This is a genomic window from Tsukamurella sp. 1534 (genome assembly GCF_000312385.1).
In the GTDB taxonomy this organism is placed as follows: Bacteria; Actinomycetota; Actinomycetes; order Mycobacteriales; family Mycobacteriaceae; genus Tsukamurella.
This window is the reverse complement of sequence record NZ_HE997627.1, coordinates 691,025-716,540: the sequence shown is the minus strand read 5'-3', so window position 1 is coordinate 716,540 and position 25,516 is coordinate 691,025. Positions and strand designations below refer to the sequence as shown.

Annotated in this window: 22 protein-coding genes and 1 pseudogene; 12 read left to right on the top strand and 11 right to left on the bottom strand. The window is 70.2% G+C overall.

The window, feature by feature from the left end:
* Positions 1-9 precede the first annotated feature (9 nt).
* Positions 10-285: an FmdB family zinc ribbon protein gene (locus BN39_RS15785; RefSeq protein WP_040768099.1), complete on the bottom strand. Its 276-nt coding sequence runs from the start codon at positions 283-285 to the stop codon at positions 10-12.
* A 67-nt stretch (positions 286-352) separates the two neighbouring features.
* Here BN39_RS15785 and BN39_RS15780 point away from each other — a divergent pair, with 67 nt between their 5' ends.
* Positions 353-745 (top strand): HNH endonuclease, encoded by a 393-nt coding sequence (locus tag BN39_RS15780; RefSeq protein WP_019203402.1) that lies wholly within the window; start codon positions 353-355, stop codon positions 743-745.
* Between the two features lie 14 nt (positions 746-759).
* Here BN39_RS15780 and BN39_RS15775 read toward each other — a convergent pair whose 3' ends face one another.
* The gene (locus BN39_RS15775) at positions 760-2,472 is read right to left on the bottom strand and encodes a cytosine permease (RefSeq protein ID WP_237741724.1); all 1,713 of its coding nucleotides are present in this window, start codon (positions 2,470-2,472) and stop codon (positions 760-762) included.
* A gap of 103 nt (positions 2,473-2,575) precedes the next feature.
* On the bottom strand, positions 2,576-3,394 hold the full coding sequence (locus BN39_RS15770) for an ion transporter (RefSeq protein ID WP_051159063.1): 819 nt from the start codon (positions 3,392-3,394) through the stop codon (positions 2,576-2,578).
* A 135-nt stretch (positions 3,395-3,529) separates the two neighbouring features.
* Here BN39_RS15770 and BN39_RS15765 point away from each other — a divergent pair, with 135 nt between their 5' ends.
* The 3 genes from BN39_RS15765 to truB are packed head-to-tail and all read left to right on the top strand — an operon-like array spanning position 3,530 to position 6,136.
* Complete coding sequence (locus BN39_RS15765) at positions 3,530-4,561, top strand: metallophosphoesterase (RefSeq protein WP_019203399.1); 1,032 nt, start codon at positions 3,530-3,532, stop codon at positions 4,559-4,561.
* Positions 4,561-5,229 (top strand): 4'-phosphopantetheinyl transferase, encoded by a 669-nt coding sequence (locus BN39_RS15760; RefSeq protein WP_040768487.1) that lies wholly within the window; start codon positions 4,561-4,563, stop codon positions 5,227-5,229. Before BN39_RS15765 ends, BN39_RS15760 begins: the two co-directional genes overlap by 1 nt.
* A gap of 1 nt (position 5,230) precedes the next feature.
* Positions 5,231-6,136, top strand: a complete 906-nt coding sequence (truB, locus tag BN39_RS15755) for a tRNA pseudouridine(55) synthase TruB (protein WP_019203397.1) — start codon at positions 5,231-5,233, stop codon at positions 6,134-6,136.
* Here the strand turns inward: truB and BN39_RS15750 are convergent.
* Positions 6,120-7,235, bottom strand: coding sequence for a citrate/2-methylcitrate synthase (locus tag BN39_RS15750; protein ID WP_040768485.1), 1,116 nt, complete (start codon positions 7,233-7,235; stop codon positions 6,120-6,122). The genes truB and BN39_RS15750 overlap by 17 nt on opposite strands.
* 54 nt (positions 7,236-7,289) lie before the next feature.
* Between BN39_RS15750 and BN39_RS15745 the strand changes: the two genes are divergently transcribed.
* The 3 genes from BN39_RS15745 to BN39_RS15735 are packed head-to-tail and all read left to right on the top strand — an operon-like array spanning position 7,290 to position 10,132.
* Positions 7,290-8,390, top strand: coding sequence for a citrate synthase (locus BN39_RS15745; protein ID WP_019203395.1), 1,101 nt, complete (start codon positions 7,290-7,292; stop codon positions 8,388-8,390).
* A 51-nt stretch (positions 8,391-8,441) separates the two neighbouring features.
* Complete coding sequence (locus BN39_RS15740) at positions 8,442-9,467, top strand: ABC transporter substrate-binding protein (protein ID WP_019203394.1); 1,026 nt, start codon at positions 8,442-8,444, stop codon at positions 9,465-9,467.
* Entirely contained in the window at positions 9,464-10,132 is a 669-nt protein-coding gene (locus BN39_RS15735; protein WP_019203393.1) for a DNA alkylation repair protein, read from the top strand. The genes BN39_RS15740 and BN39_RS15735 overlap by 4 nt, the downstream gene beginning before the upstream one ends.
* Here BN39_RS15735 and BN39_RS15730 read toward each other — a convergent pair.
* Positions 10,119-11,327 carry a Cmx/CmrA family chloramphenicol efflux MFS transporter gene (locus BN39_RS15730; RefSeq protein WP_019203392.1) on the bottom strand — a complete coding sequence of 403 codons (1,209 nt, stop codon included), beginning with the start codon at positions 11,325-11,327 and terminating at the stop codon, positions 10,119-10,121. The two genes, BN39_RS15735 and BN39_RS15730, sit on opposite strands and share 14 nt — an antisense overlap.
* Positions 11,327-12,082, bottom strand: coding sequence for an SDR family oxidoreductase (locus BN39_RS15725; RefSeq protein ID WP_019203391.1), 756 nt, complete (start codon positions 12,080-12,082; stop codon positions 11,327-11,329). The genes BN39_RS15730 and BN39_RS15725 overlap by 1 nt, the downstream gene beginning before the upstream one ends.
* Positions 12,083-12,161: 79 nt before the next feature.
* Between BN39_RS15725 and BN39_RS15720 the strand changes: the two genes are divergently transcribed.
* Positions 12,162-12,770, top strand: a complete 609-nt coding sequence (locus BN39_RS15720; protein ID WP_019203390.1) for a TetR/AcrR family transcriptional regulator — start codon at positions 12,162-12,164, stop codon at positions 12,768-12,770.
* 32 nt (positions 12,771-12,802) lie between these two features.
* Positions 12,803-13,801: a hypothetical protein gene (locus BN39_RS15715; protein WP_051159027.1), complete on the top strand. Its 999-nt coding sequence runs from the start codon at positions 12,803-12,805 to the stop codon at positions 13,799-13,801.
* On the opposite strand, the gene BN39_RS15710 is transcribed toward BN39_RS15715, so the two are convergent.
* The gene (locus tag BN39_RS15710) at positions 13,791-14,489 is read right to left on the bottom strand and encodes a metal-dependent transcriptional regulator (protein ID WP_019203388.1); all 699 of its coding nucleotides are present in this window, start codon (positions 14,487-14,489) and stop codon (positions 13,791-13,793) included. The genes BN39_RS15715 and BN39_RS15710 overlap by 11 nt on opposite strands.
* 34 nt (positions 14,490-14,523) lie before the next feature.
* Here BN39_RS15710 and BN39_RS15705 point away from each other — a divergent pair, with 34 nt between their 5' ends.
* The 3 genes from BN39_RS15705 to BN39_RS15695 all read left to right on the top strand — a co-directional run bounded on the left by BN39_RS15705 (position 14,524) and on the right by BN39_RS15695 (position 17,638).
* Positions 14,524-15,486, top strand: coding sequence for a bifunctional riboflavin kinase/FAD synthetase (locus tag BN39_RS15705; protein ID WP_081586124.1), 963 nt, complete (start codon positions 14,524-14,526; stop codon positions 15,484-15,486).
* 87 nt (positions 15,487-15,573) lie between these two features.
* The gene (gene rpsO, locus BN39_RS15700; RefSeq protein WP_019203386.1) at positions 15,574-15,843 is read left to right on the top strand and encodes a 30S ribosomal protein S15; all 270 of its coding nucleotides are present in this window, start codon (positions 15,574-15,576) and stop codon (positions 15,841-15,843) included.
* A gap of 175 nt (positions 15,844-16,018) precedes the next feature.
* Positions 16,019-17,638, top strand: coding sequence for an alkaline phosphatase (locus BN39_RS15695; protein WP_040768095.1), 1,620 nt, complete (start codon positions 16,019-16,021; stop codon positions 17,636-17,638).
* 68 nt (positions 17,639-17,706) lie between these two features.
* Here BN39_RS15695 and BN39_RS15690 read toward each other — a convergent pair whose 3' ends face one another.
* The 4 genes and pseudogenes from BN39_RS15690 to lysX all read right to left on the bottom strand — a co-directional run bounded on the left by BN39_RS15690 (position 17,707) and on the right by lysX (position 25,279).
* Positions 17,707-18,078, bottom strand: a complete 372-nt coding sequence (locus tag BN39_RS15690) for a nitroreductase family deazaflavin-dependent oxidoreductase (RefSeq protein ID WP_019203384.1) — start codon at positions 18,076-18,078, stop codon at positions 17,707-17,709.
* Between the two features lie 1,996 nt (positions 18,079-20,074).
* Complete coding sequence (locus BN39_RS23275; RefSeq protein WP_148281512.1) at positions 20,075-20,416, bottom strand: hypothetical protein; 342 nt, start codon at positions 20,414-20,416, stop codon at positions 20,075-20,077.
* A 2-nt stretch (positions 20,417-20,418) separates the two neighbouring features.
* A pseudogene (locus tag BN39_RS24085) lies at positions 20,419-21,703 on the bottom strand (IS256 family transposase).
* Between the two features lie 207 nt (positions 21,704-21,910).
* Positions 21,911-25,279, bottom strand: a complete 3,369-nt coding sequence (gene lysX, locus BN39_RS15680) for a bifunctional lysylphosphatidylglycerol synthetase/lysine--tRNA ligase LysX (protein ID WP_019203381.1) — start codon at positions 25,277-25,279, stop codon at positions 21,911-21,913.
* Between the last annotated feature and the right edge of the window lie 237 nt (positions 25,280-25,516).

The window sequence follows — 25,516 nt, the reverse complement described above, 5'->3', positions numbered from 1 at the left end:
CCCGGGGCTCTAGGGGTGCGGCAGGCGCGCGTGGCGGGGGTCCGACGGTGCGCCGCGGCCGGTGCGCGGCGACGGTGCGGACACCACCGCCGGGCGGTCCGCGGTGGCCTTCGTGGCGTCGAGCAGGCCCATCGCCGTGGACCCGCCGCGGCCCAACAGGGGAGCGGTCACCCCGCGCGGCGCGGCGGCGCCGCAGCGACACGCCGTGGCATCGGGGACGTCCCGCATCGTGAACACCGCGTCGAACGGTCCGCAACTGCTGCACCGGAATTCGTAAGTCGGCATGTGTGGACCGTATCCCTTTCGCCCGGTTCCCGGGGCCGGATCGGCGGGCCGGGTAGCGTTGGCGCCGATGCCGCCCAGACCCCGCACCCGCAAGGCCCGGATCGCGCGTAAGCGCGCGCGCCGGGTCGCCGCCGCCGACAACGACCTGACGCCCTCCCAGTGGGAGACGCTCGTCGCGCTGTGGGGCGCGTGCGCGTACTGCGGTGGGCCGGGGCCGTTCCAGAAGGACTGCGTGCTGCCGATCTCGCGGGGCGGCCGGTACACCCGGGACAACGTGGTGCCGGCCTGCCGCTCGTGCAACGCGAGCAAGTGCAACGCCGAGGTGACCGGGTGGATGCGGCGCAAGAAGCTCGACGAGCGGGCGTTCCTGCAGGGCCACGCCGAGATCCTGCTGCACCTGCGGGAGCGGCGCGACGACGACGGTGCGCCGACCGCGGGGGCCGGCGCACCATCGTCCTAGACTCGTGGAAGGTGCTAGCGCACCGGCGGATCCGCCGGCAGGACGTGCCTGCCGGACTTGTCCGTCGACAGGGCCAGCGAGCTGATGTACTGCTTCTCGCCGTCCGGGCCGGGAACGGCCGAGGCCAGCATGTCGGGGCGCTCGAAGTCGATGTCGGTGACGCAGCAGCGCAGCGTCGCACCGGACGGGTTGCCGTCCTCGTCGAACATCGGCAGGTCGATGCCGTCGTCGCCGCGGCGCAGGTAGTACCGCCCGCGGGTGGCGAGCGCGAGCACCGGCGGCAGGACGAGCGCGAGCACCAGGGCCACGAGCGGCGAGTACGGCTGCAGGCCCGCGCCGAGGAGGCCGAAGAACGCGGCGATGGACAGCCCGCCCGCGACGATCACCGAGACGAACCCGACCGGGTTCACGCTGTACAGCATGCCGCGGCGGAACTCCGGGTCCTTGGGCGAGATCTTCAGCAGGTACTTGTTGATCGCGATGTCGCTGGCGACGGCCACGATCCACGCGATGCCGCAGTTGGCGTAGAAGCCCAGGATCGAGTTGAGGAAGCTGAACATGTCGGCCTCCATGAGCACCAGCGCGATGGCCACGTTGAGCACCACGAACACGAGGCGGCCCGGGTAGGTCTTGGTGACGCGGGTGAAGCTGTTGGTCCACGCCAGCGAGCCCGAGTAGGCGTTGGTCACGTTGATCTTGATCTGGCTGATCACCACGAGGATCACGGCCAGCGTCAGCGCGAGCCAGCCGGGCAGGAAATCGGCGTAGATCTCCACGAACTGGTGCACGGGCTCGTTCGCGATGCCGGCGTTGTCCACGGCCTGACCGATCAGGTACACGGCCAGGAACAGGCCCACGGCCTGCTTCAGCGCGCCGAACACGACCCAGCCCGGCCCGGCGGTGAGCATTGCGGTCCACCAGGCGCGACGGTTCGTGGCGGTCTTGGGCGGCATGAACCGCAGGTAGTCGATCTGCTCCGCGATCTGCGCGATGAGCGAGAGGCACACACCCGCGGCGAGCATGGTCCCGGCGAGGCTCACGCCGTGCCCGGCGGGCGTGGCGGACAGGACGTTCCCGGCACCGTCGCGCACGATGTCCGTGCCCGAGTACGCGAAGAAGTCGCCGATGGTGTCGGGGTGGCTGAACAGGAGGTACGCGAACGGGAGGACCATCATGATCAACCAGACCGGGGTGGTCCACACCTGCAGCTTGGCCAGGGTGTTCATGCCGTAGATCACCAGCGGGATCACCAGCACGGAGCTCACCAGATAGCCGACGGGCAGCGGGATCCCGAGGCCCAGTTTGAGGCCCTGCGCCATGATCGCGCCCTCGAGCGCGAAGAAGATGAACGTGAACGACGCGAAGATCACGTTGGTGAGCACGGAGCCGTAGTAGCCGAAGCCGCTGCCCCGGGTGATCAGGTCCAGGTCGATGTTGTACCGGGCGGCGTAGTAGGACAGCGGCAGGCCGGTCGCCATGATGACGATCGCGAAGAAGCCGATGCCGAGCAGCGCGTTACCGGTGCCGCCGGCGATGCCGATGTTGGCCCCGATGGCGAAGTCGGCGAGGTAGGCGATGCCGCCCAGCGCGGAGGTGGCGACCACGGCGGGCCCCCACTTGCGGTAGCTGCGCGGCGCGAACCGCAGCGTGTAGTCCTCGAGCGTCTCGCGGGCGGCGGCGTCCCGGAGCTTCGACGACGGTGCGGTGCTCGCCTCCGTCGGATCCAGTGCAGTCACGGCTTTCCTTCCCGCCCCGGCCGGTCGGAGCCGGGGTTGGAAGAATCCTGGGGGGCCGGGATTCGACGGCGGTGACCTCGCGGTAACGGGTCGGTTACGCGGTCGGACGGGATGTGACGGCGGTGTTGCCCGGCGTCGCGGCGGCCGCCTCGTCCTCCTTGCGCTGCACCGAGTCCCGCATCTGGTCGATGTTCTCGCGCAGCACGTCCGAGACCAGCTCGTCGGTGCGCGGATCCGACAGCACCTGGAACACCATGCGGAACACGGTGTCCGCGATCAGCCGGATGATCTCGTCGTGGAAGGGGATGTACTTGACCCGCTTGGTCTGCGGGTCGTTGAGCACCATGTCGTGGATCATCTCGTCGAGCTCGGCCTTGTTCTCCTGCAGTGCCGCCGCGATGTTCGCGGTGTAATGGCCGGTCTTGAGGACCTCGGCCACCTCGTCGAGGACCGCCACCGTGATGGGCCGCTTCACGGCGTCGACCACGGTGTTGGTGGCCCGGCCTACGACCACCGCGGTGATCCGGTCGCCGTAGACCCGGTCGATGGCGCGCGCCAGCCGCGCCAGAGCGACGAAGATCCGGACCAGCCGGAAAGCGCGGAACCAGGGAGCCGCGAACAGCGCCGCGGGCACCATGCCCAGGATCTCGTACCAGTTCCGCGCCGCGAACCGCCAGCCCCAGCCCTCGCGCCGCCACCGCCAGGTGAACTCCACCGCGAAGACGCCGCAGATCACGGCGTCCACGAACAGGATGGCGCGGTGGATCTCCGGCGGCACGTCGAAGAAGCTGATCCACGCGATCAGGATCACCGAGACGAACGCGAGCAGCACCATCGCCCAGTCCGTCCACAGGACGGGCGGTTTGCGCGGGTACGGCGGCAGGGACGTGTCGGAGGTGGCTGGCGCAGTCATCGGGACCGACATTACGCAGCCGCGGCGCCCGTGCCAGGCGTTACGGCCCCGGCGTGGCGGGTGGGCGCTGTTCGCCGTCGGCGGGGCCCGCCCGCCGGAGCGTGCCGATCGCGCGGCGCCCGGTAGCGTGGAGGGGTGGCGAAGCTCTTTGCGATCAGTGACCTGCACGTGGGGCACCGGGGTAACGAGGGCGTCGTCGAGAAGGTGCGGCCGGAATCGCCGGACGACTGGCTGATCCTGGCCGGCGACCTGTGCGAGCGCACGGATCAGCTGGACGAGGTGTTGGGCGCCATCGCGCCGCGGTTCGCGACGACGATCTGGGTGCCGGGCAACCACGAGCTGTACACCACCTCCACCGACCCCATGCAGGTGTTCGGCGAGTCCCGCTACGACCACCTGGTGGACCTGTGCCGCAGCCACGGCGTGCTCACGCCCGAGGATCCTTTCCCGGTGTTCGAGACGCCCGACGGGGGCCCGTTCACCGTGGTCCCGATGTTCCTGCTGTACGACTACAGCTTCCGGGACCAGGAACAGACGGCGCTGCAGGCGCTCGCGCGGGCGCGGGAGAACAACGTGGTCGCCACCGACGAGTTCCTGCTCTCGCCCGAGCCCTACGCCACCCGCGACGCGTGGTGCCGCGCGCGCCTGGATTACACCCGGCGTCGCCTCGCGGCGCTGCCCGCGGGGACCAGGACGGTGCTGGTGAACCACTGGCCGCTGCGCCGGGAGCCGACCGACGTCCTGTTCTACCCGGATTTCGCGCTGTGGTGCGGCACCACCGAGACCGCCGATTGGCACGTGCGGTACAACGCGGAGGCCGCCGTCTACGGGCATCTGCACATCCCGCGCACCACCTGGTACGACGGCGTGCGCTTCGAAGAGGTGTCGGTTGGCTACCCGCGCGAGTGGCGGCAGCGCGGCATGCCGGACCCGCTGCTGCGGCAGATCCTGCCCGCGCCCGGCTACACCGAGGAGTCCCTCGGTCCGTACGGTGTGCACTTCGAGGTGGACCCGGAGTACCGGGATCCGGAGAAGATGGCGGCCGCCCGGGCCGCCGCCCGTGCCAAGGCCGGCGACCCGCGCAAGGCGGCGCGCCAGCGGATCGCCGAACGCAGGGCCGAGCGGGAGGCCGCGCGGAACGCGCGGGAGAAGGGGGAGTCGGAGTGATCCTGCAGTCCATGCTTCCGCGCGGTGTCGTCGCGCGGGAGGCGCACGGCGACGTCGAGGCGCCACTGCACCCGCGGGAGGCGGCGCAGATCGCCAAGGCCGTGCCCAAGCGGCGGGCCGAGTACGCGACGGTGCGGCATTTGGCGCGGGAGGCGCTGGGCGAGTTGGGGATCGGCGACGCGGTCCTCGTCAAGGGCGAGGGCGGCGGCGTCGACTGGCCGCGCAACGTGGTGGGCGCCCTCACGCACTGCGACGGTTACCGCGGCGCGGTGGTCGGCTACCGGATGGGTGTGCGGACCGTCGGCATCGACGCCGAACCGCACCTGCCGCTGCCCGATAAGGTGCTGCCCACCGTCTCCGTGGAGTCCGAGCGCGACGTACTCGCCGGCCGGCCGGACGACGGGCTGCACTGGGACCGGCTCCTGTTCTGCGCCAAGGAGGCCACGTACAAGGCGTGGAACCCGATCACCGGCCGGTGGCTCGGCTTCGAGGACGCCGAGATCACCTTCGACCTCGCGGGCCGCACGGACGACGGTGCCGAGGGCACGTTCCGGTCGCGCATCCTCATCGACGGGCGGGCGGCCGACGGCGGCGCCCCGATCGCCGCCTTCGACGGCCACTGGCGGATCACCGACGGCCTCATCGTGACCTCGATCGCGGTGGTATGACATGACGACCGCACGCGCGTTCCTCGAACCCGACGGCGCCGGACTGGTGATCGTCGACAAGCCCGCGGGCCTCACCAGCCACGATGTGGTGGCCCGCTGCCGCCGCGCGATGGGCACCCGCAAGGTGGGCCACGCCGGCACCCTGGACCCGATGGCGACGGGCGTCCTCGTGGTGGGCATCGAGCGCGCCACCAAGCTGCTCGGTCACCTCGCGCTCACCACCAAGGCGTACACGGCCACCATCCGCCTGGGGGCCTCCACCACCACCGACGACGCCGAGGGCGAGGTGAACGGCGGCGCGTCCGCGTCCGGTCTCGGTTCGGACGCGGTGCTCGCCGCGATGACCCCGCTGACGGGCGACATCGAGCAGGTCCCCGCCACCGTGAGCGCCATCAAGGTGGACGGCAAGCGTGCGCACCAGCTCGCCCGCGAGGGCGCCGAGGTGCGGCTGGAGGCCCGCCCGGTGCGGGTGGACGAGTTCGCCGCCCACGAGTTCCGGCGCGAGGGCGACCACCTCGACGTGGACGTGACGGTCGAGTGCTCCTCCGGCACGTACGTGCGGTCGCTCGCCCGTGACCTCGGTGCCGCCCTCGGCGTGGGCGGGCACCTCACCGCGCTGCGCCGCACCCGCGTCGGCCCGTACGGCCTGGACCACGCGATCACCCTGGACGACCTGTTCGAGCGGCCGCGGCTGTCGTACGGGATCGACGAGGCGATCGCCGCCGGGTTCGCGACCCGCGAGATCACCGATGAGCAGGCCGTCGACCTGTCCCTGGGGCGCTGGCTGGACCCGATCGGCATGCCGGGCGTCTACGCCGCCGTGGCCCCGGACGGCCGGGCGATGGCCCTGCTGCAGGAGTCGGGGAAGCGCGCGAGTTCGGTGTTCGTGGTCAGGCCGTCGGCGTAGGCCCCGTATAGTGCGCGGACGGCCGGATGATCTTGCCGCGCCGCACCTCCTCGAGCACGTTGGCGGTCCAGCCCACGACGCGGGCGGTGGCGAAGGTGGGCGTGAACATCGACGGCGGCAGGCCGACCTGCGACATCAGCACGCCGGCGTAGTACTCGACGTTCGCGTACAGCCGGCGCCCGGGCTTGATCTCGTTGATCGCCGCCTCGATCTCGCGCTCCACGGTGCGGGCCTGCAGCACGAGCGGGGAGTCGTAGCCGCTCACGACCCGCTTGAGCAGCTCCGAGCGCGGGTCGTGCGTGCGGTACACGGCGTGCCCGAAGCCCATGATCTTCTCGTCGCGGGTGATCTTGCCGCGCACCCAGTCCCGGGTGTTCGCGGGGTCGCCGATCTCGTCGAGTGATGCGAGGGCGCGGCTCGGTGCCCCGCCGTGCAGCGGGCCGAGGAAGGCGCCGACGGCGCCGAGGAGGCACGAGGCCATGTCCGAGCCGGTGGACGCGACCACCCGGCCCGCGAACGTGGACGCGTTGAAGCCGTGGTCGATGGTGGCCACGAGATAGGTCTGCAGCGCCGCCGCATCGCCGGGATCGGTTCCGCCCGTGGCCATCCGCAGGTAGTCGGCGCCGTGCCCGGCGGTGGGATCGGCGTCGAGCGGCTCGTCGCCGCGGGACAACCGGTGCGCCGCCGCGAGGATGGACGGGGTCACCGCCGCGTACCGCAGCGCCGATTCCGTGCGCGCCTCCTCGGGCAGGTCCATGAGTGGCCGGTCGCCGATGCCGAGCGCCGCGTACGCGATGCGGAGGGCGCCCATCGGATCGGAGCCGGGGCCGACGGTGGCGCGCAGCAGGTCGAGCACGCCGCCCGGGAGCACGCGCTGTTCTCCCACCCGCCGGGCGAAAGCGGCGGCCCCGTCGGGCGAGGGGAGCGCCCCGAACAGCATGAGGTGCCACGCCTCCTCGAAGGAGACCTCGGCGGCGAGCCGCGTCGCGTCGTGGCCGCGGTAGTGGAAGTAGCCCTCCTCTCCTCGGACGTCGCCGAGTTCGGTGTCGGTGACGATGACGTTCTTGAGCCCCGCAGGGGCGACCAGAGGTGTGCTCATGGCCCGAGTGTGAGCGATGTTGATCAACATCCGCAATGTTGATTGAATCAACCCGTGGACAGGTGGATCACCACGTCGGAGGCCGCGGCCCGGCTGGGCGTCAAACGCGGCACGCTGTACTCGTACGTGAGCCGCGGCGTGCTGCATTCGCGCCGGATGCCGGGTCAGGCGGAGTCCCTGTTCGACCGCACCCAGGTCGAGTCCCTCGCGGCCGCGAAGCACGACGGGCGGCGGGAGGCGCAGCGACTCCTCCGGTTCCGCGCGGTGACCACGCGCGTGTCCGCGCTGCACGAGGACTCGCTGTACCTGCGCGGCCGCCCGGTCGCCGCGGTCTGCGCCGAGATGGACTTCGCCGGGGCGGCCCGGTTCGTGCTGCGGGCCGACACGGCGGCGTCGCCGCCCCGGGCCGACCTGGCCCCCGCCCGTGCCGCCGCGCTGGAACGCCGGATCCCGCTCGCGGTGGCCCTGATGGCCGCGCAGGATCCGCTCCGCGGCGATCGCACGGCCGTCGCGGAACGGGCCCTGGGCCTCCTGCCCGTGCTCGCCGGGCTCGTCCCCGAGGTCCGGCTCGATCATCCGTGGGTGGACGCCCTCGCGACGTGCCTCATCGACAACGGGCTCGCCGCGTCGACCACCGCGGCGCGGGTCGCGGCGTCGGCGCGGGCGGGGCCCCTGGACGCCCTCGTCGCCGGCTACGCGGCCATGTCCGGAGTGCTGCACGGCGGGGCGCCCGCGGCCGCGTACGAGCTGCTCGGGCGGGTCCTCGGCGGGGGCGACATCGATCGCGCGATCTCCGGAACGGTACTGGATCGGGCGATCTCCGATGCCGTGGCCGGGGGAGGGGTCCCGGGTTTCGGGCACGTGATCTACACGGGGGACGACCCGCGGGCCGCCGTCGTCCTCGACCGGGTGCGGGCGGACGAGCCCGACGCGCCCGCGCTGCGGGCGATGCGGCTCCTCGTCGAGCGGGTGGGCAGGCCCGTCAACATCGATCTCGCCGGCGCCGTCGTCGCGCACGTGCTGGGGTTGCCGGCGCGGGCCACCGAAGTGCTGTTCCAGTACGGCAGGACCGTCGGGATGGCGGCCCACGTCGCGGAGGAGTACGACGAAGCGCCGCTGCGCTGGCGGGCCACGAATACCGGGGGAGACCGCTAGGGCCGCGCGGCGCGTGATTCACTAGGGTAGCCAAACCTTAGGAGGGATTGCATGGCCGCCGCACCGTCCGCCATCACGACCACCCGGCGCGGGCTGCTCCGCGGTGCCGGACTGCTCGGCCTCGCCGGGGCCGCCGCCGCGTGCGGCGCGGGCGGGCCGGACGACGGTGCGCGGGGCGGGCGCACCGTCGAACACCTGCGGGGCGAGACGCGCGTCCCGGCCGACCCGCAGCGCATCGTCACCGTCGGATTCAGCGACCAGGACCCCGTGCTCGCGCTCGGCGGACGGCTCGTCGGCGTCACCGACTGGTACGGCGACTACGAGTACGCGACGTGGCCGTGGGCGCAGGGCGCGCTGGGGGACCAGAAGCCGGCGGTGCTGAACAAGGGCGCCTTCACCGGCACGCCCGATTACCGCTACGAGGAGATCGCCGCCCTGCGCCCGGACCTCATCATCGGCCTCTACACCGAGATGAACGAGGATCAGTACACGCGGCTCTCGCGGATCGCGCCGACGGTGGGGCCACCCAAGGGGCACAAGGAGTTCACCGCTCCCTGGGACGTCGCGACGCGGCTCGTGGGCGACGCGCTCGGCCGGCGCGAGGAGGCGGACCGGAGGATCGCCGAGGTGAACGAGAAGGTGGCCCGGGCGAGCGATGCGCACCCCGAGTTCCACGGGCGCACGGCCCTCGTCGCCGAGCGGTTCCAGCCCGGCTCCACCTTCGTCCGCGCGCCGGGCGACGCGCGATCGCAGCTCCTCTCGGGCCTGGGTTTCGTGGTGCCCGACGTCGCCCGCGACGGGCAGGGCGGAGGCAACGACGGCGGCGCCGTGGCGGACGAGCGGATGGGCCTCATCGACAAGGACGTGCTCGTGTGGAACACGGGCAGCAAACCGGAGGTGCGCGGCGAGATCGAGGCCCTGCCGATGTACCACAACCTGGGCGTGGTGAAGGCCGGCCGATCGGTGTTCATCGACGATCCGCTGGTGTCCGGGGCGTGGACGTGGGGGACGGTCCTGAGCATCCCGACGGTCGTGGACGCCCTCGCGAGTAGCATCGCGCCCGTGATGAAGCGATGACGCTGGTCGCGGCGATCCGCGCGGAGCTGCGCGCCGCCGCCGACCCCGAGCGCGCGCCGAAGATGCAGGCGTACATGAAGTCCGCCATGCCGTTCCTCGGCGTGTCGGCGCCCGCGGTCCGGGCCATCACCTCGGTCGCCCGGCGCGCGCACCGCCCCGCGGACGTCGACGAGCTGCGGGACGCCGTCGTCGATCTGTGGGACGGCGCGCAGTACCGCGAGGAGAGGTACGCCGCCCAGAACCTGCTCCGTGGCGCGCTCGGACGGGGAGACCTGAGTCTGCTCCCGTTGCACCGGCACATGGCCGTCACGGGCGCCTGGTGGGACCACGTCGACGAGGTGGCGCGGCGCATCGCCGACCTGCACGACGCGCACCCCATGGAGACCGGCGTCGCGGCCCGCGGGTGGAGTCGCAGCGAGAACCTGTGGCTGCGCAGGCTCGCGATCATCTCCCAGCTCGGCCGGAAGGACCGGCTCGACACCGTGCTCCTCGAGGACGTCATCGAACCGGCCCTCCCGGAGCCGGAGTTCTTCCTGCGCAAGGCGATCGGCTGGGCGCTTCGCGAGCACGCCAAGACCGACCCCGCGTGGGTGATCGCCTACGTCGAGCGGAACGACGCGCGGCTGTCCGGGCTGTCCCGGCGCGAGGCGCTCAAGAACCTGTGAGGCACTCGCCCGTCGCCGCGGCGGCAGGAACGGGAGCCCGACGGTGCGCCCACCGCCGGTCGAGCAGGACGAGCCCGGCGGCGCCGACCGCGAGCGCCGCGCCGGTCGCGGGCAGCCACCGGTAGCCCGCGCCCAGATCGAGGAGCGCGCCGCCGAGCCACGGGCCGAACGCGATCCCGATGTTGAACGCCGACGCGGTGAGCGCGGGCACCAGCAGCGGTGCCTGCGGTGCGATCGCGAAGTTCCGCGAGTTCAGCACGGGGTTCACGCCGAACCCGCAGGCGCCCAGCAGGAACGACAGGACCGCCACGGCGAGCGGCTGCGCCGCGAGGGCGGCCAGCAGCCCCGATACCACCACCAGGCCCGCCGTGCCGGCCAGCATCGTCGCCGTGGGGCGGCGGTCGGCGACCCTGCCGCCCACCACGATTCCCGCGCACGCGCCGACGCCGTACAGCGCGAGGAACACCGGTATCCACCCTGGCGGGACCCCCGTGGTCTCGCCCAGCATCGCGCCGAGGTACGCGAACGTGATCATCAGCGCGGCGATGACGAGTGCCGTCATCGCGTACGAGGCCCACAGGCGCGGGACCGCGAGCCCGCGGATCTCGCGGCGCGGATCGGGGCGGGCCGCACCGGTGTCGGGGCGATCCTCCGGCACGGCCGCGGCCACCGCTGCCAGCGCGACGAGGGAGCCGGCGGCCACTGCCCAGAACGCTCCCCGCCAGCCCAGCTGCTGGCCGATGACGGTGCCCAGCGGCAGCCCGACCGCCGTCGCCACGGTGAGGCCGCCCGCGACCACCGCCATCGCCCGGGCGCGAGCGCCCTCCGGCACCAGGGACACCGCGGTCGTCGCCGCCACGGCCCAGAACCCCGCGTAGACGATCGCGCCGACGAACCGGGTCGCCAGCAGCACCTCGTACGAGGAGGTGACCGCTCCGGCGACGTGGGTGAGCGCGAAGACCGCGGTGAAGGCGAGCAGCGCGTGTTTGCGCGAGACCCGCAGCGCCGTGAGCGCGAACGCCAGGATCGGGGCGCCCACCATCATGCCGAGGGCGAAGCCCGAGATGAGGAGGCCGGCCTGGGGGATGGAGACGCCCAGGTCGGCGGAGAGCTCGGGGAGGAGCCCCGCGAGCATGAGTTCGGACGTGCCCTGAGCGAAGATCCCGAAGCCCAGGACGAACACCGCGAGCGGCATCACAGCAGCGATCCCCCGCTCGCGTCGATCCATTGGCCGGTGACCCACGAGGCGGCCTCGGACACCAGGAAGCCGACGACGCCCGCCACATCGCGCGGCTGGCCGATCCGCCCCAGCGGGGAGTCCGCCGCCATCGCCGCGCGCCCCTCCTCGGTCCCGAGCCGGGGCGCGTTCATGTCCGTCGCGGTGCCGCCGGGCCCGACGGCGTTGACGGTGATCGCGCGGGGCGCGAGTTCCTTGGCGAGGGCGAAGGTGAGTGCGTCGAGCGCGGCCTTGGACATCGAGTACGGCAGCAGGGCGGGGTTGTAGGACCCGTGCGTGAATCGGGTGGAGATGTTCACCACGCGGCCGCCGTCGCGGAGCCGGGGGAGCGCCTCCTGGAGCAGGAAGAACGGCGCCCGGGCGTTGACCGCGAGGACGTGGTCGAAGGCCTGCGGTGTGACGTCGGCGAAGGGCGTCCGCCCGCCCAGGATGCCGGCGTTGTTGACCAGGACGTCCACGCCGTCGAGGTGTTCGTCGTACGCCGCCCACAGCGCGGCCTCCGCGCCCGTGGGGCCCAGCTCGGCGCGCAGCGGGAACGCCGCGCCGCCGGCGTCGGTGATGGCGGTGACGGTCGCGTCGGCGGCCGCGGCGTCGGATCCGTAGTGCACGGCCACGGTGGCCCCCCGGCGGCCGAGGTCCTCCGCGATCGCGCGGCCGATTCCCCTGCTTGCGCCCGTGACCAGGGCGGTTCTTCCTGCGAGATCGTTCGGCACGAGGCCTCCTCCATTTCGTAGTGACTGTTACGCAATGCGATTCTACGCTAATCCGTAGCGATCGCTATACAATGAGGTCATGGCCATCACGACGCGGGGACGCCCGCGCTCCTTCGACCGGGACGACGCGCTCGACGCGGCGGCCCGGTTGTTCTGGGAGCGCGGATACGAGGGCACGTCGGTGCGCGACCTCACCGAGCGGCTCGGCGTGGAGGCGCCGAGTATCTACCGCGCGTTCGGCGACAAGCGGCGGCTGTTCGAGGAGGCGGTCTGTGAATACGACCGCCGCTACGGCGGTTTCATCGACATCGCCCTCGCGGAGGAGTCCACGGCGTTCGCGGTGGCTCGGCGCCTGCTCACCGAGGGGCCCGAACGCTACACCCGCGACGGCCTGCCGCGCGGCTGCCTGGTGGTGAGCGGGGACGCGGGAACCACGAATGCCGAAGTGGCGCAGTACCTGTCCGGCCTGCGCGCGGGGAACGTCGAGCGGTTGGCGGAGCGGATCCGGCGGGACGTGGCGAGCGGTGCGCTCCCCGACGAGGTGGATCCCACGGCGCTGGCCCGCTTCACCCTGACCGCGCTCAACGGGCTCGCCGACGGGGCGCGGGAGGGCGTTCCGGTCGAGGAACTCCGCGCGGTGGGCCGGGTGGCCCTGCGGGCCTGGCCGGGCGGGCCCGCTATCGATTGATTGATTGACGAGTCAGATTATACGGTGGCGGTATGACCGCCCCTCGAAGCCGGCTCGCAGGCCTGCTCGTGCTGTCAGCGGTGGGCGCTGAGCTCCTCGCCGCGTACGGGGACAGCACGGGCGACGTGGGGCGGGTGGCGTTCTCCGTGGTGTTCTTCGCGGGGCTGTACGGCGCGCCCGCGCTGGTGGCGCGCGATGTGGTGCGCCGCCGCGGGTGGGGCTGGGGCTCGCTGTTGTGGATCCACCTCGGCCTCGGTGTGGCGCAGGCCTGCCTCATCGATCAATCGCTGTTCGCCGCCGACTACATGGGGTACGAGGGCTGGGAGGCGATGCGGGAAGCGGCGTACATGCCCGCTCTGGGGTTCAGTGCGGCCAATGTCTACACGTTCGTCGGCGGTCACCTGATCTTCAGCTTCGGAGCGCCGACGGCGCTCGCCGAGTGCTGGCGCCCCGCCACGGCGGAGCGGCCCTGGCTCGGGCGCACGGGCACTGTCGTCGCGGTCCTCGCGTACCTGGCGACGGCGGGGATGATCGCGGCCGATCCCGAGTCGCACAACGCCTCCGCCGCGCAACTGGCCGGCGCGTCCGCCGTGGTGCTCGGGTGCGGCGTCGCGGCCGTCCTCGTCGGAATGCGCAGGCCGGCGCCTCCCGCGGGGCGCCCGCACCGGGTGGCCGCGGTGTTCCTCGTATCGCTGCCGCTCGCGGCGGTGGGTGAGTACTTCGGAGGGGAGGGGTGGGGAGGGCTCGCGGTCGGCGTCGCCGTCCTCGTGGGGATCGCCGCCCTCCTGCGCGCGGTGGGCGGGCGGCGACTGCATCCGGCGCACCTCGCCGCCGTCGGCTTCGCGTACCTCCTCGTCCGAGGGGTGCTCGCGTTCACCTACTTCCCGCTGCTGGGGCACGTCGACGCGGTGCCGAAGTACACCCACAACGTGGTGATGCTCGCCGTGGTGCTCGCAGCCGGGTGGTGGGCGTACCGTCGGCGCTCGGAATGGGCGTCCGCGCCCGGGCCGGCGCCGAGGGTCAGCGCCTGACCCAGATCGATTGGGCGGCCACGTCGCCCAGGTCGAGCGGCGCACCGTCGTCCACCGTGACCGCGACGGTCCCGAGGAACTTGCGCATCTCCTTGACCTCGATCCGCGCGTCGGGTGCGATCCCGACGTCCTGGAAGTAGCGCAGCATCTCCGGATCCGCGTCGGAGATCCGCGCGACGGTGCCGCTCTCGCCGTCGACGAGCTCGGCGAGCAGCCGCGCGTCGGGGGTGGGCACACTGCCGTCGGGTTGGGGGATGGGATCGCCGTGCGGGTCGCGCTCGGGGTGGCCGAGGCGCTCGTCCAGGCGGGCCAGGAACCGTTCGGAGACCGCGTGCTCGAGGATCTCCGCCTCGTCGTGCACCTCGTCCCATCCGTACCCGAGCTCCGAGACCAGGAACGTCTCGAGGAGCCGGTGCCGGCGCACCATCGCGGTCGCGGCCGTGCGGCCCGCGTCGGTCAGCGTCACCGCGCCGTACTTGGCGTGGTTGACGAGCCCCTGGTCGGCGAGCTTGCGGATGGCCTCGGAGGCGGTGGAGGCCGAGACGCCCAGGGCGTCGGCCAACGACTTCGTGCTGACCTTGGTGTCCGCCCATTCCTGGGCGGTCCAGATCTGCTTGAGGTAGTCCTGGGTGACCGCGGACAGCTCGCTGACGGGCCGGGGCGAATCAGACAGGGGAGGCTTACTCACGCGTCCACCATATGCCGTCCGTTAGGGTGAGTGCGTGCTTCGCTGGCGAGGGCTGGACGACGTTCCCGCGGACTGGGGACGGTGCGTAGTGACCATCGGCGTGTTCGACGGTGTCCACCGTGGGCACGCCCAACTGATCGAGAGGGCGACCGCGGAGGCGCGCGAACGCGGGCTTCCGGCCGTCCTCATGACCTTCGACCCCCACCCGGCCGAGGTGGTGCGCCCCGGATCGCATCCGCCGCAGCTCTCCACCCTCACCCGGAGGGCCGAGCTGGCCGAGGAACTCGGCATCGACGTGTTCTGCGTGATGCCCTTCACCGCCACCGTGATGACGCAGCCCGCCGAGGATTTCGTGCACTCGGTGCTCGTCGAGCGGCTGCACGCCGCGGCCGTGGTGGTGGGCGACAACTTCACGTTCGGCAACCGCGCGCTGGGCAACGTCGAGATGCTCGAGACGCTCGGGCACAAGTTCGGCTTCTCCGTGGATTCGGTGCCCCTGCTCACCGAGCACGCCGTCACGTTCTCGTCCACGTACATCCGCTCCTGTGTGGACGCGGGCGACGTGCGCGCGGCGGCGGAGGCCCTGGGCCGCCCGCACCGCGTGGAGGGCGTGGTCGTGCGCGGCGACGGGCGCGGGCGCGAGCTCGGATTCCCGACGGCCAACGTGGCGCCCCCGATGTTCGCGGCGATCCCCGCCGACGGCGTGTACGCGGCCTGGTTCACGGTGCTGGGCGCCGGCCCCGTCGTCGGACAGGTGACGCCGGGCGAGCGCTACCCCGCGGCGGTGTCGGTGGGCAGCAACCCGACGTTCTCGGGGCGCACGCGCACCGTCGAGGCGTTCGTGCTGGACACCTCGGCCGACCTCTACGGCCAGCACGTGGCGGTGGACTTCGTGGACCGGGTGCGGGGGATGACGCGCTTCGACTCGGTGGACGACCTGCTGGACGCCATGGGCGGCGACGTGGACCGGACCCGCGCGATTCTGGGAATCTCCTGACCTCTGGTAACGTGGCCGATCGTGCCTGCTGCGGTTCGCGGTGGCGGCACGGATGATGACGACGCGACACTGAAACAAGGAGCCTCCATGGCGCTGACCACTGAGCAGAAGAAGTCGATCCTGGCCGAGTACGGCCTGCACGAGACCGACACCGGTTCCCCCGAGGCGCAGGTCGCGATGCTGACCAAGCGCATCACGGACCTCACCGAGCACCTCAAGACGCACAAGCACGACCACCACAGCCGCCGCGGCCTACTGCTGCTGGTCGGCCGTCGTCGCCGCCTGCTGAAGTACGTCGCGGACGTGGACATCAACCGCTACCGTTCGCTGATCGAGCGCCTCGGCCTGCGTCGCTGACGCCGGGCGACGGCACCGTCGCTCACCGCCTTCCACCGGCCCGTTCCTGGATCTCCAGGGGCGGGCCGGCGGCGTCGACGGGGTATGCGGGTTCACTCGCGCTTCACCTCGCGGCGGCGCGGGGTCCACTCCGGCGAGTGGGGCGGGCAATTTCCGGTGGGTAGGAAAGTCACCCATGTCGGAAAGTTCAGCCCCTTTCGAGACTCTGCCCGACCGGACTCTGCGCGCCGGGACCACCCGCCGGCGGTTCATGACCTGGATGGGGGTGGTCGGCGGCGTCGCCTTCACGCCGCAGCTCCTGCCGCAGCGGTCGGCGCACGCCGACCCCGTCGCTGCGTCCGGGAACCCGTTCACGCTGGGCGTCGCCTCCGGTGACCCGCTGCCGGATTCGGTGGTGCTGTGGACCCGTCTGGCCCGCACGCCGCTGCAGCCGGGGGGCGGGATGCCGGCCGCGCCGGTGCCCGTCGACTGGGAGATCGCCTCCGACAGGGGCTTCCGCACCGTCGTACAGCGCGGCAGCACCGCCGCCGTCCCGGAGGACGGGCACAGCGTGCACGTCGACGTGCGGGGACTCAGCCCCGCCACCGACTACTTCTACCGGTTCCGCAGCGGCGGCGACGTCTCGCCCGCGGGTCGCACGCGCACCGCACCGGCGGCCGGTTCGCGGCTCGCGGAACTCACCTTCGCCGTGATCTCCTGCCAGGCGTGGACCGACGGCTACTTCAACGCCCTCGGTGACCTGGCGCGGAAGTCGCCCGACGTGGTGTTCCACCTCGGCGACTACGTCTACGAGTACGAGATCAAGCCGGCCACCGTGCGGAGGCCGACCACCGAGGTACCGCAGTCCGCGTGGGCCGAGATGACGACGCTCGCCGACTACCGGGACCGGTACGCGCTGTACAAGCTGGACCCGGACCTGCAGGCGGCTCATCGTTCGGCGCCGTTCATCTGCGCGTACGACGATCACGAGGTGGAGAACAACTGGGCCGCAGGGATTCCCGAGAAGGGGCAGGACCCGGCGGCGTTCATCGTGCGCCGCGCCGCGGCGTTCAAGGCGTGGTGGGAGAACATGCCGGTCCGGGCGGCGCTGCGCCCCGACGGCCCCGACCTGCGGATGTATCGGCGGTTCGAGTTCGGCGACCTGGCGCGGTTCAGCGTCCTCGACACCCGGCAGTACCGCAGCGACCAGGTGAACAACGACAAGGACGCCCCGCAGGACGCGGCGACCGCCGACCCCGCCCGGACCATCACCGGCGGGGCACAGGAGTCCTGGATCCTCGACGGGCTCGGTACGAGCGGGGCGCTGTGGAACGTGCTCGCGCACCAGACCACGATCGCCGATCTGGCGCGGAACAAGGGCGGCGCGCGGAACGTCTCGATGGACGGCTGGAGCGGTTACGAGGCGTCCAGGGCCCGGATCCTCGACGGCGCCACTCGCCGCCGGGCGGGGAACCTCGTGTCGATCGTGGGGGACATCCACCGGAACGTGGTGTCGGAGCTCAAGTCGACGTACACCAGCGACGCCCCGACGGTGGGCGTGGAACTCGCGGGCACGTCCATCGCGTCCGGCAAGGACGGCCAGGACAGCGACGACAACGACAAGGCGATCAAAGCCGCGTCGCCGCATGTGAAGTTCGGCAACGCCCAGCGCGGTTACATGCTCAACCGGTTGGACCGCCGTGAATGGCGCGCCGAGTTCCACGTCGCCGACTCCATCGCGAGCCGGGGCCTGCCCCTGCACCGTCGCGCCGTGGTCACCATTCCCTCCGGCCGCCCGGAGATCCACGTCGGCTGACTCGACGCCCGTCGCCGCGGACGTCGGGCGGCGCGCGACGGTCGCGCGCGACGGTCGGCGCCCGGGCCTCAGGCGTAGGTGAGCAGGACGGCCTGCTCGAAGGGGAGACGGGCGAAAACTCGGCTCTTCACCAGGGGTGCGGCCTCGTCCCGGCCGACGACGCGCGGGTCCACGACCGTGCGGGTCCTCCCGCCGCGCATCACGGCGCCGCCGCCCGCGGCCTTGAGGTTCTTCAGCCAGTCGCGGTCGGGCCCGTACGACAGCAGGATCGCCACCCCGTTGTCGGTGGCGAAGGCGTTGACGGGGGTCCGGTACGCGGTGCCGGACCTTCGTCCGCGGTGTTCGACGATCGCGAAGCTCGGCGCCCGGCCGGCCCACAGCCGCTGGACGGGGTTGGTGACGTGGCGGTTGAAACGTGCGAGGGACTGCGGTAGCTGCATGCCCTCATCGAACGCCCCGCGCGGGCACCCCGCAACCCCGCCGCCTGTGACGTGGCCCCGTTGTCGGGGCTGCGGCCGCTGGCTTCGGTATGACTTGCACCCCTTGTCGCGGTTGATGATCCGGATTGTGGGGTCGCCGGGGTCGATGGCGCCGGTCGACCGCTGATAGGGATACGTCGACCCGCGTCATTGGGTTGGGCTTTCGTAACGTGGGTGCCGGATTGTGCGCTTGACCTGAACTCGATCAAACAGGACGCTTTCGAACGAGCTCGCACTGATGGCTGCCGCCCCGAGCGTTGCGCGGGGCATGATTCCGGTTTCAGTGTTCTCGGCAAGTTTGCACTGAGCTTGAAGGGGCTATCTATAGCGTGATGAATCTCGACTACCACGATTCCTCTTGCGAGACAGTCGCGAGAGCTGGGGAACTCCTTCGTGTACACGATAGGTCGAGAGTAGAACGAATGCGACATACAACGCTGTTACGATGACGGCGTCTTCTCCGGCGCTTCTCGCGGCAAAATATACAATCGCCGAACCTAGCGCAACCAAAATTGCCACACCGACCGCCATCGCCCGGCCTCTATGGAATCCTATAAACACCGCGGCAGTCGTCAGGACTAGAACTGCCGCAACCGCCCCAATCATCGGGCGCCTTGCATGGTTCAACCACCCTGTTCAGTCGGGCCGATTCAAGATTCGCTGATCCGCGCCCGTTGGGCCATCAGGTCGTTCGTCAGTGTGCCCAGTATAAGGCATGCAACACCTCTTACTATCAGGATTCCTAAACCGCCCGCCACTACCGCTGCTACGTTCGCCGATACGACTCCAACAACGTATTCCATCTCGCTGGATCTTAGATTTCGAGAAATCCGATCGCGCCATGAATCTTCGTCACGAGGACGTTTATGCTTTCCTGTTGCCATAGCTTATCTACAATCCAGCTGCCGAACGTCTTTCCGCCGGGTAATCGCCGCCGAGAAGCACGGAATCAGCTACTTAAATAATCGTCACCTTCCGCCAAAAAGCCTATCCCAGAACGACATGGCCCAAGAAACTGCGTGGCGCTGAATGTATCTGTTGCCAAGAGCTATGAGGCAGAATGCAACTATTCCGCCTACCACAAGGAGCAGAATTCTGACCGAGAATCCCTGACTGGGATAGATCATCCACAGCATCGAGCCACAAACGACCAATCCGAGGGCCACCGTACTACGAACACGGCCAAGTCCGAATGTAATCGCGAACGCAATCGCAGATAGAACGAATATATAAAGCGGAATTTTAGCCATGATCATCAACCCGCACGCGAGTCCTGCCCCTCCATCCAATAACCATCCTCACCGTCAGCACTAGTGCAATGCATACGACTCTCGAACAACTCCGACAACCTGTTGCGAAGGACCCCGCAGCTCCGATGCCGCGCGCAAGAGATGAGTCGGCGATGTTCCACACCGCCCGCAGGGCGAGGATGAATGCACCTAGCAGGACTGCGCCCCCGCGGTTGCTCCACTTCTGGCTGCAACGAATGGAGCTAAGAGTGTCGTAGCCGCACCCGCGAAGGCCAGGGATAATCCGAGCCAAATAATCATTCTTCCCATCCTTTGTGTCGTGTCGCTGCTGAATGCTGGACTGTTGTTGCTCACGCTCGGCGGCGTGTTCGCCTAGGATCATTCGGACCGTCTTCCGCGCTCGGGGTTCTTGAGTTCGTGGGCTGCGACCGGTTTCAGGAAATCTGAGTAATACAGAGGAAGGCAAGCTAGCCCTGCTAGCGCAACTCCAACCATCCCAGCGCCAGCTGCGGGACCCTTTAAGATCAACATTCCAGCGCCTGCGACCAGGGAGGCGAGAAGTCCCAAACGCCAGTACCTCTTCCTCATTGTTAGATATTCTGGGCCGAACGTTTCATCTGCCCGTAGAGCAAGGGTCGATGTGGACACGTAGATTAGCAGTGCGGCGACGAAGAGCGCCGAGGAAACTGCAATTTGCACAGGGCTCATCAGCTGAAAATGCTCTTAAGTCCTCGGCCCAGGCCACGGGCCGCGCTTCCCAACTTCCCGCCGATCCATTCGCCTCCCTTGGAACCGGCCAGCGCGCCGATTCCGGCGCCAATCAGTTCGCCGGGCGGCGGGCCGCCAACTGCCATTCCTAGTCCTGCGCCGAGCCAGGCGACGGACCCTCTGCCGGCGATCGATCCCACACCTTTACCAAGAGTCTCCGGAACAGGCGCTCCGGTGGCGACGTCCACTCCTGTGTTGATCACGGTTAGCGCGTTACCGGCGCCCGCGAACCCCTTGCCGACCTTGGCGACATCTGTCAGATTTTCTGTGTAAGAGGTCATGGCTAGTTGACCTCGAGCCGGTCGCCGTAGGTGATGGCGAGGGTGTTGAGGATGGATTTCCAGCCGGCGATTTGTCCGCTGGGGTTGGGGCGGTTGTGCTTGCGTTCGAGGCAGGCGAGGTAGAGCACTTTCAATGCTGACTGCTCGTCGGGGAAGTGCCCTCGTCGTCGGGTGGCGGCGCGGAACCTCGCGTTGAGGGATTCGATGCCGTTGGTCGTGTAAATCAGCTTGCGGATCGGGATCGGGAAATCGAGAAAGGGGATGAACTCGGGCCAGGACCTGCGCCACAATGCGATCATCGCCGGGTACGTCCGGCCCCAGGTCTCGGCGAACTCCTCGAATTCGGCTTCGGCGGCCTCCACGGTGGAACTGTGGTAGATCCGTTTGAGGTTGCGGCTGATCTGGCTCCAATGCTTCTTCGACGCGTACCGCATGCTGTTGCGGACCAAGTGCACCACGCAGGTCTGCACCATTGCTTGCGGCCAGGTCGCCTCGATCGCTTGAGGTAGGCCTTTCAGCCCGTCGCAGCACACAATGCATGCATCCACGATGCCACGGTTTCTCAGGTCGGTGAGCATGTTCATCCACTGCTTGGCTCCTTCGCCGCCGGAGGGGCCGATCCAGATCCCGAGGACATCTCGAAATCCGTTGCAGTCGATACCCATTGCCACGTAGATTGGTCGGTTGGCAACCTGCCCTTCGCGGATCTTGAGCACGATCGCGTCGATCAGAATCACCGGATACACCGCATCCAGGGGGCGGGACTGCCACGCCCGCATATCGTCGACCACTTGCTCGGTCACCGCGGAAAACCAGGCTGCGGGAGACGTCGGTGTCGTAGACGTCCTCCAGATGGCGGGCGATATCGCCGGTGGTCATCCCCTTCGCATACAGGCTGACCACCGCTTCATCGAATCCGGCCAGGCGGCGCTGATGCTTGCCGACCACCTGCGGCTCGAATGAGGCATCGCGATCCCGCGGCACATCGATGGTCACTTTCCCGACATCGGTGACAATAGTCTTCGGCGTCGAACCGTTACGGGAGTTGCCGCGATTGCGGCCCGCCCGATCGCCCTTGTCGTAACCGAGATGGGTGGCCATTTCGGCATCCAACGCCGACTGCAGGACCTGCTTGGTCAACGCCGTCAGCATGCCGTCCTCGCCGGTCAAACCGACGCCCTGCTCCTCCGCGGCCGTCACCAGTTGCTGCGCCAGCCCCGACAGGTTCGGTGGCGGCGACGCTGGCCGGCTCTCCGCCGACCAGGCCGACTCACTGTGCTCGCTCATGAACGTGATCTTCTTCCCGTCCCAGGATCAAACCTGGGACCACACGCCACAAGCTCTTACACAAAGTTCCCGACAGACCCGACCAAAGGGGCGGGCCCACAGTCAGGCTTTCGGCGACCTGTCCGGCTTGCGTCCGGGGAGAGGGACACACCCCCTCGGGCAGGAGAACCGGAGAGGATCGGGCGGGGCGGAGTCATCCGGGCGGGATCAGCGGTCCTGGGGCTTGACGAACGGGAAGGCCAGCGTGGCACGGATGTTCACGCCCGCCAGCAGCATGACGATCCGGTCCACGCCGATACCGAGGCCGCCGGTGGGCGGCATCGCGTAGGACAGGGCGTCGAGGAAGGACTCGTCCAGCTCCATCGCCTCGGGGTCGCCCGCCGCGGCGGCCATCGACTGCTGGGTGAGGCGTTCGCGCTGGTCGATCGGGTCGGTCAGTTCGGTGTACGCGGTGCCCAGTTCGGCGCCGAACCCGACCAGGTCCCACTGTTCGGTGAGCCGCGGATCGTCGCGGTGGCGCCGGGCGAGCGGCGAGACCTCCACGGGGAAGTCGCAGTAGAACGTGGGGAACTCGGTCTGCTTCTCCACGAGGGCCTCGTACAGCTCCATGACCAGCTTCCCCGCAGTCGCGCCGCGGGGCACGGCCACGTGCCGGCTCCGGCAGATCTCCACCAGCGCATCGAATCCGGTGTCCGGGGTGACCGCGGTGCCGGTCGCGCGGGAGACCGCGTCGTGGACCGTGATCACCGGCCAGTCCGCCGTGAGATCCACCTCCCGGGTGCCGCCGGCACCGTCGGGCCTGATCGCGACGGGGCGCCCGTTGACCGCCGTCGCGGCCGCGAGGATCACCTCCCGGGTCAGCGCCCGCATCGTTGTGTAGTCGCCGTACGCCTCGTACGCCTCGAGCGCGGTGAACTCCGGGTTGTGCGTGGCGTCGGCGCCCTCGTTGCGGAAGTTGCGGTTCAGCTCGAAGATCCGGCCCATACCGCCCACCGCGAGGCGCTTGAGGTAGAGCTCCGGCGCGATCCGCAGGTACAGGCCCATGTCGTAGGCGTTGATGTGCGTGGTGAAGGGCCGCGCCGCGGCGCCGCCGTGCACCGCCTGCAGCATGGGCGTCTCCACCTCGGTGAATCCGTGCCCCGCGAACGTCGTCCGCATCGCCGCCACGGCGCGTGATCGCCGGTACAGCAGGTCCACGGCACCGTCGTCGGTGAGGAGGTCGAGCGAACGGTTCCGGGCCCGCGTCTCCTCACCCAACCGAACCCGCGGCTTCGGCACGGGGGAGAGGCATTTGCCCGCCATTGCCCACGACGCCAGCAGTACCGACAGCTCGCCGGTGCGCGAGGTGACCACTTCGCCGGTCACGGAGACCAGGTCGCCCATGTCGATGGCCGAGCGCCACGACGCGCGGACGTCGTCGGGTGTGCGTGCACTCTCGGCGAGCACCTGCAGGACGGCCGTGTCCTCGTGCAACTCGACGAACGTGACGCCGCCGTAGTCGCGGATCGCCCGGACGCGCCCGGTCACGGAGACGACGGTCCCCGTGGACGCATCGGTGCCCAGCCCGCCGAAGCGCCCGCGCACGTCGGCGAGGGATGCGGTCCTCGGCACCGACGGGGGATACCCGGGCATCCCGGAGGCCTCCAGCGCCTCCAGCTTGCGCCGCCGTACCCGCTGCTGTTCGGACAGCCGCGGCGCCGGCAGCTCGCGGCGCAGCAGGCGATCCTCCTCGGCGAGGAGGCGCACCACGAACTCGGGGTCGCGCGGGAACTGGTCCGGCGTCGAGGGACCCGCGAGGAACTTGGGCCCGATCTGCGGCAGGAAGCCCTCCGCGGTGCCGACGGCGATGCCCGCGCGCACGGCCGTGAGCGTGGGGTCGTAACAGAGGATGCGCGGCACCCAATCCGGCCGGTACTTGTCGTTCGACCGGTACAGCGTCTCCAGTTGATAGAACTTCGAGGCGAAGCTGAGCACCGAGTCCACGAGGCGCGTGATCGGCCCCGCGCCCACGTTGTCCGCCTCGAAGAAGACGGAACGGAACACCGCGAAGTTCAGCGAGATCCGCCGGATCCCGATGTCCGGGCACTCCTCGACCAGCTTGGCCACCATGAACTCGTTGAGGCCGTTCTCGGCGTCCCGGTCGCGGCGCATGAGGTCGAGCGAGAGGCCGCGCGTGCCCCACGGTACGAAGCTCAACAGGCCGCGCACGGCGCCGCTCGCGTCGTGCGCCGACACCAGCACGCACCGTCCGTCGACGGGGTCACCGATCCTGTTGAGCGCCATGGAGAACCCGCGCTCGGTCTCCTCGCCGCGCCACCGCTCCGCGAGGTCGGTGACCTGTGCCAGTTCCTCGGCGGTGAGGTCGGCGTGCCGGCGCACCCGCAACGTGTACCCGGCCGAGGACACGCGGGTCACCGCTTGCCGGACGGCGCGCATGTCCCGCCCCTTGAGCGTGAACCTGTCGACGTGGATGATCGCCTCGTCGCCGATCGCCAGGGTGCGCAGGCCGGCCTCGGAGTAGAGCTCCGCGCCGTCCGAGCTCGCGGCCAGGACCGCGGGGTAGAGGCTGTGGCTACGGCAGTCGTCCATCCACGCGGCGATGGCGCCGGGCCACGACGCCCGTTCGCCGATCGGATCGGCGCTCGCCATCGACACCGGTCCGACGGTGCGGCACGTCACGACGGCCTTGCGGTCGGGGGAGGCGATGACGGCCTTGTCCCGGCGGGTGGCGAAGTAGCCGAGCGAATCGTCCTCGCCGTACTGCAGCAGCAGGCGCCGGACCTCGAGCTCTTCGGGCTCGGTCATCAACTCGTCGCCGCGGCCGGCCCGCCAGAAGGCCATGAGCGCCAGGATGAGCACGCTCGCGGACATCACCCCGGCGAGGGAGTAGATCCACATCGGTCCGCTGTGGCCGTTGAGCATCACGTCGATGCGCCGCGGCACCGCGACGCCGAACGTCGACCGCAGCGACCACACCAGCACCTCGACGGGCCCGTCGAGCCGGTTCTGCTCGCGGCCGGGGAAGGTGAACGCGAGCGCGGCGGTGATCAGGTACGACAGCGTCATACCGCTCACCAGCACGCCGATCGCGGCCCGACGCGACCCGTGCGCGAGCCGCGCGGGGAAGCAGGACCGCGCGGCGATGACGAATCCCAGGCACAGGACGCTCACGGCCGCGGCGAGCGCGGCTCCGGGCAGCGAGAGGCGGGCGGTGAAGTAGGCCTCGATCACCGGCGGCACGTGCCGCAGGTCGTCCGGGTCCAGCTGCTCGGTGACCACCACGACGAGGGTCGCGATGTTCGCGAGTACCTGCAGCGACATCACGATGACGGCCACCGTGTGCGCGGCGCGGAGCCGGCGGCGCAGCGCCCCGCTGAGCACGGTGAGGGCGGCGACCAGCAGCAGGCTGGGGTACGACGGGACGCCGAAGACGCCCAGGATGTCGGTGATCATCGGCAGCAGCCGGTCGCCCCGGACGATCGCGCTCAGCAGGGACACGATCGCGGCGAAGAACATCATCCGCGCGAGCCAGACCGCGGTCGCCTCGTTCGTCCGTTCCCGCGCCCCCTGTGACATCCGCTCCCTCTCACTGTGTGCGCACGGCGTGTGCGGCTCACATGGAAAAGACTCCCGATGATAGCCTTGCCAGTGGTCCGTCCGACGTCGGCGCCGGTAGATCCGGTGGCCGACAGTGCGGTGCGCCTTCGAGGTGTCACTCCCTGCGGGGTGGTCTTCGGTAGTGGCCGCCGGAATCGCTGCGATGCAGCGCGAGTCCGGCGGCTTCGATCGATGACCGCGCCCAGGTGCCCCGCC

Bases quoted from the DNA above. Each gene is read 5' to 3' on its own strand.
- BN39_RS15785 (WP_040768099.1), bottom strand. From the start codon at position 285: ATGCCGACTTACGAATTCCGGTGCAGCAGTTGCGGACCGTTCGACGCG.
- BN39_RS15780 (WP_019203402.1), top strand. From the start codon at position 353: ATGCCGCCCAGACCCCGCACCCGCAAGGCCCGGATCGCGCGTAAGCGC.
- BN39_RS15770 (WP_051159063.1), bottom strand. From the start codon at position 3,394: ATGACTGCGCCAGCCACCTCCGACACGTCCCTGCCGCCGTACCCGCGC.
- truB (WP_019203397.1), top strand. From the start codon at position 5,231: ATGACGACCGCACGCGCGTTCCTCGAACCCGACGGCGCCGGACTGGTG.
- BN39_RS15750 (WP_040768485.1), bottom strand. From the start codon at position 7,235: ATGAGCACACCTCTGGTCGCCCCTGCGGGGCTCAAGAACGTCATCGTC.
- BN39_RS15740 (WP_019203394.1), top strand. From the start codon at position 8,442: ATGGCCGCCGCACCGTCCGCCATCACGACCACCCGGCGCGGGCTGCTC.
- BN39_RS15735 (WP_019203393.1), top strand. From the start codon at position 9,464: ATGACGCTGGTCGCGGCGATCCGCGCGGAGCTGCGCGCCGCCGCCGAC.
- BN39_RS15730 (WP_019203392.1), bottom strand. From the start codon at position 11,327: ATGCCGCTCGCGGTGTTCGTCCTGGGCTTCGGGATCTTCGCTCAGGGC.
- BN39_RS15720 (WP_019203390.1), top strand. From the start codon at position 12,162: ATGGCCATCACGACGCGGGGACGCCCGCGCTCCTTCGACCGGGACGAC.
- BN39_RS15715 (WP_051159027.1), top strand. From the start codon at position 12,803: ATGACCGCCCCTCGAAGCCGGCTCGCAGGCCTGCTCGTGCTGTCAGCG.
- rpsO (WP_019203386.1), top strand. From the start codon at position 15,574: ATGGCGCTGACCACTGAGCAGAAGAAGTCGATCCTGGCCGAGTACGGC.
- BN39_RS15695 (WP_040768095.1), top strand. From the start codon at position 16,019: ATGTCGGAAAGTTCAGCCCCTTTCGAGACTCTGCCCGACCGGACTCTG.
- BN39_RS15690 (WP_019203384.1), bottom strand. From the start codon at position 18,078: ATGCAGCTACCGCAGTCCCTCGCACGTTTCAACCGCCACGTCACCAAC.
- BN39_RS23275 (WP_148281512.1), bottom strand. From the start codon at position 20,416: ATGACCTCTTACACAGAAAATCTGACAGATGTCGCCAAGGTCGGCAAG.
- lysX (WP_019203381.1), bottom strand. From the start codon at position 25,279: ATGTCACAGGGGGCGCGGGAACGGACGAACGAGGCGACCGCGGTCTGG.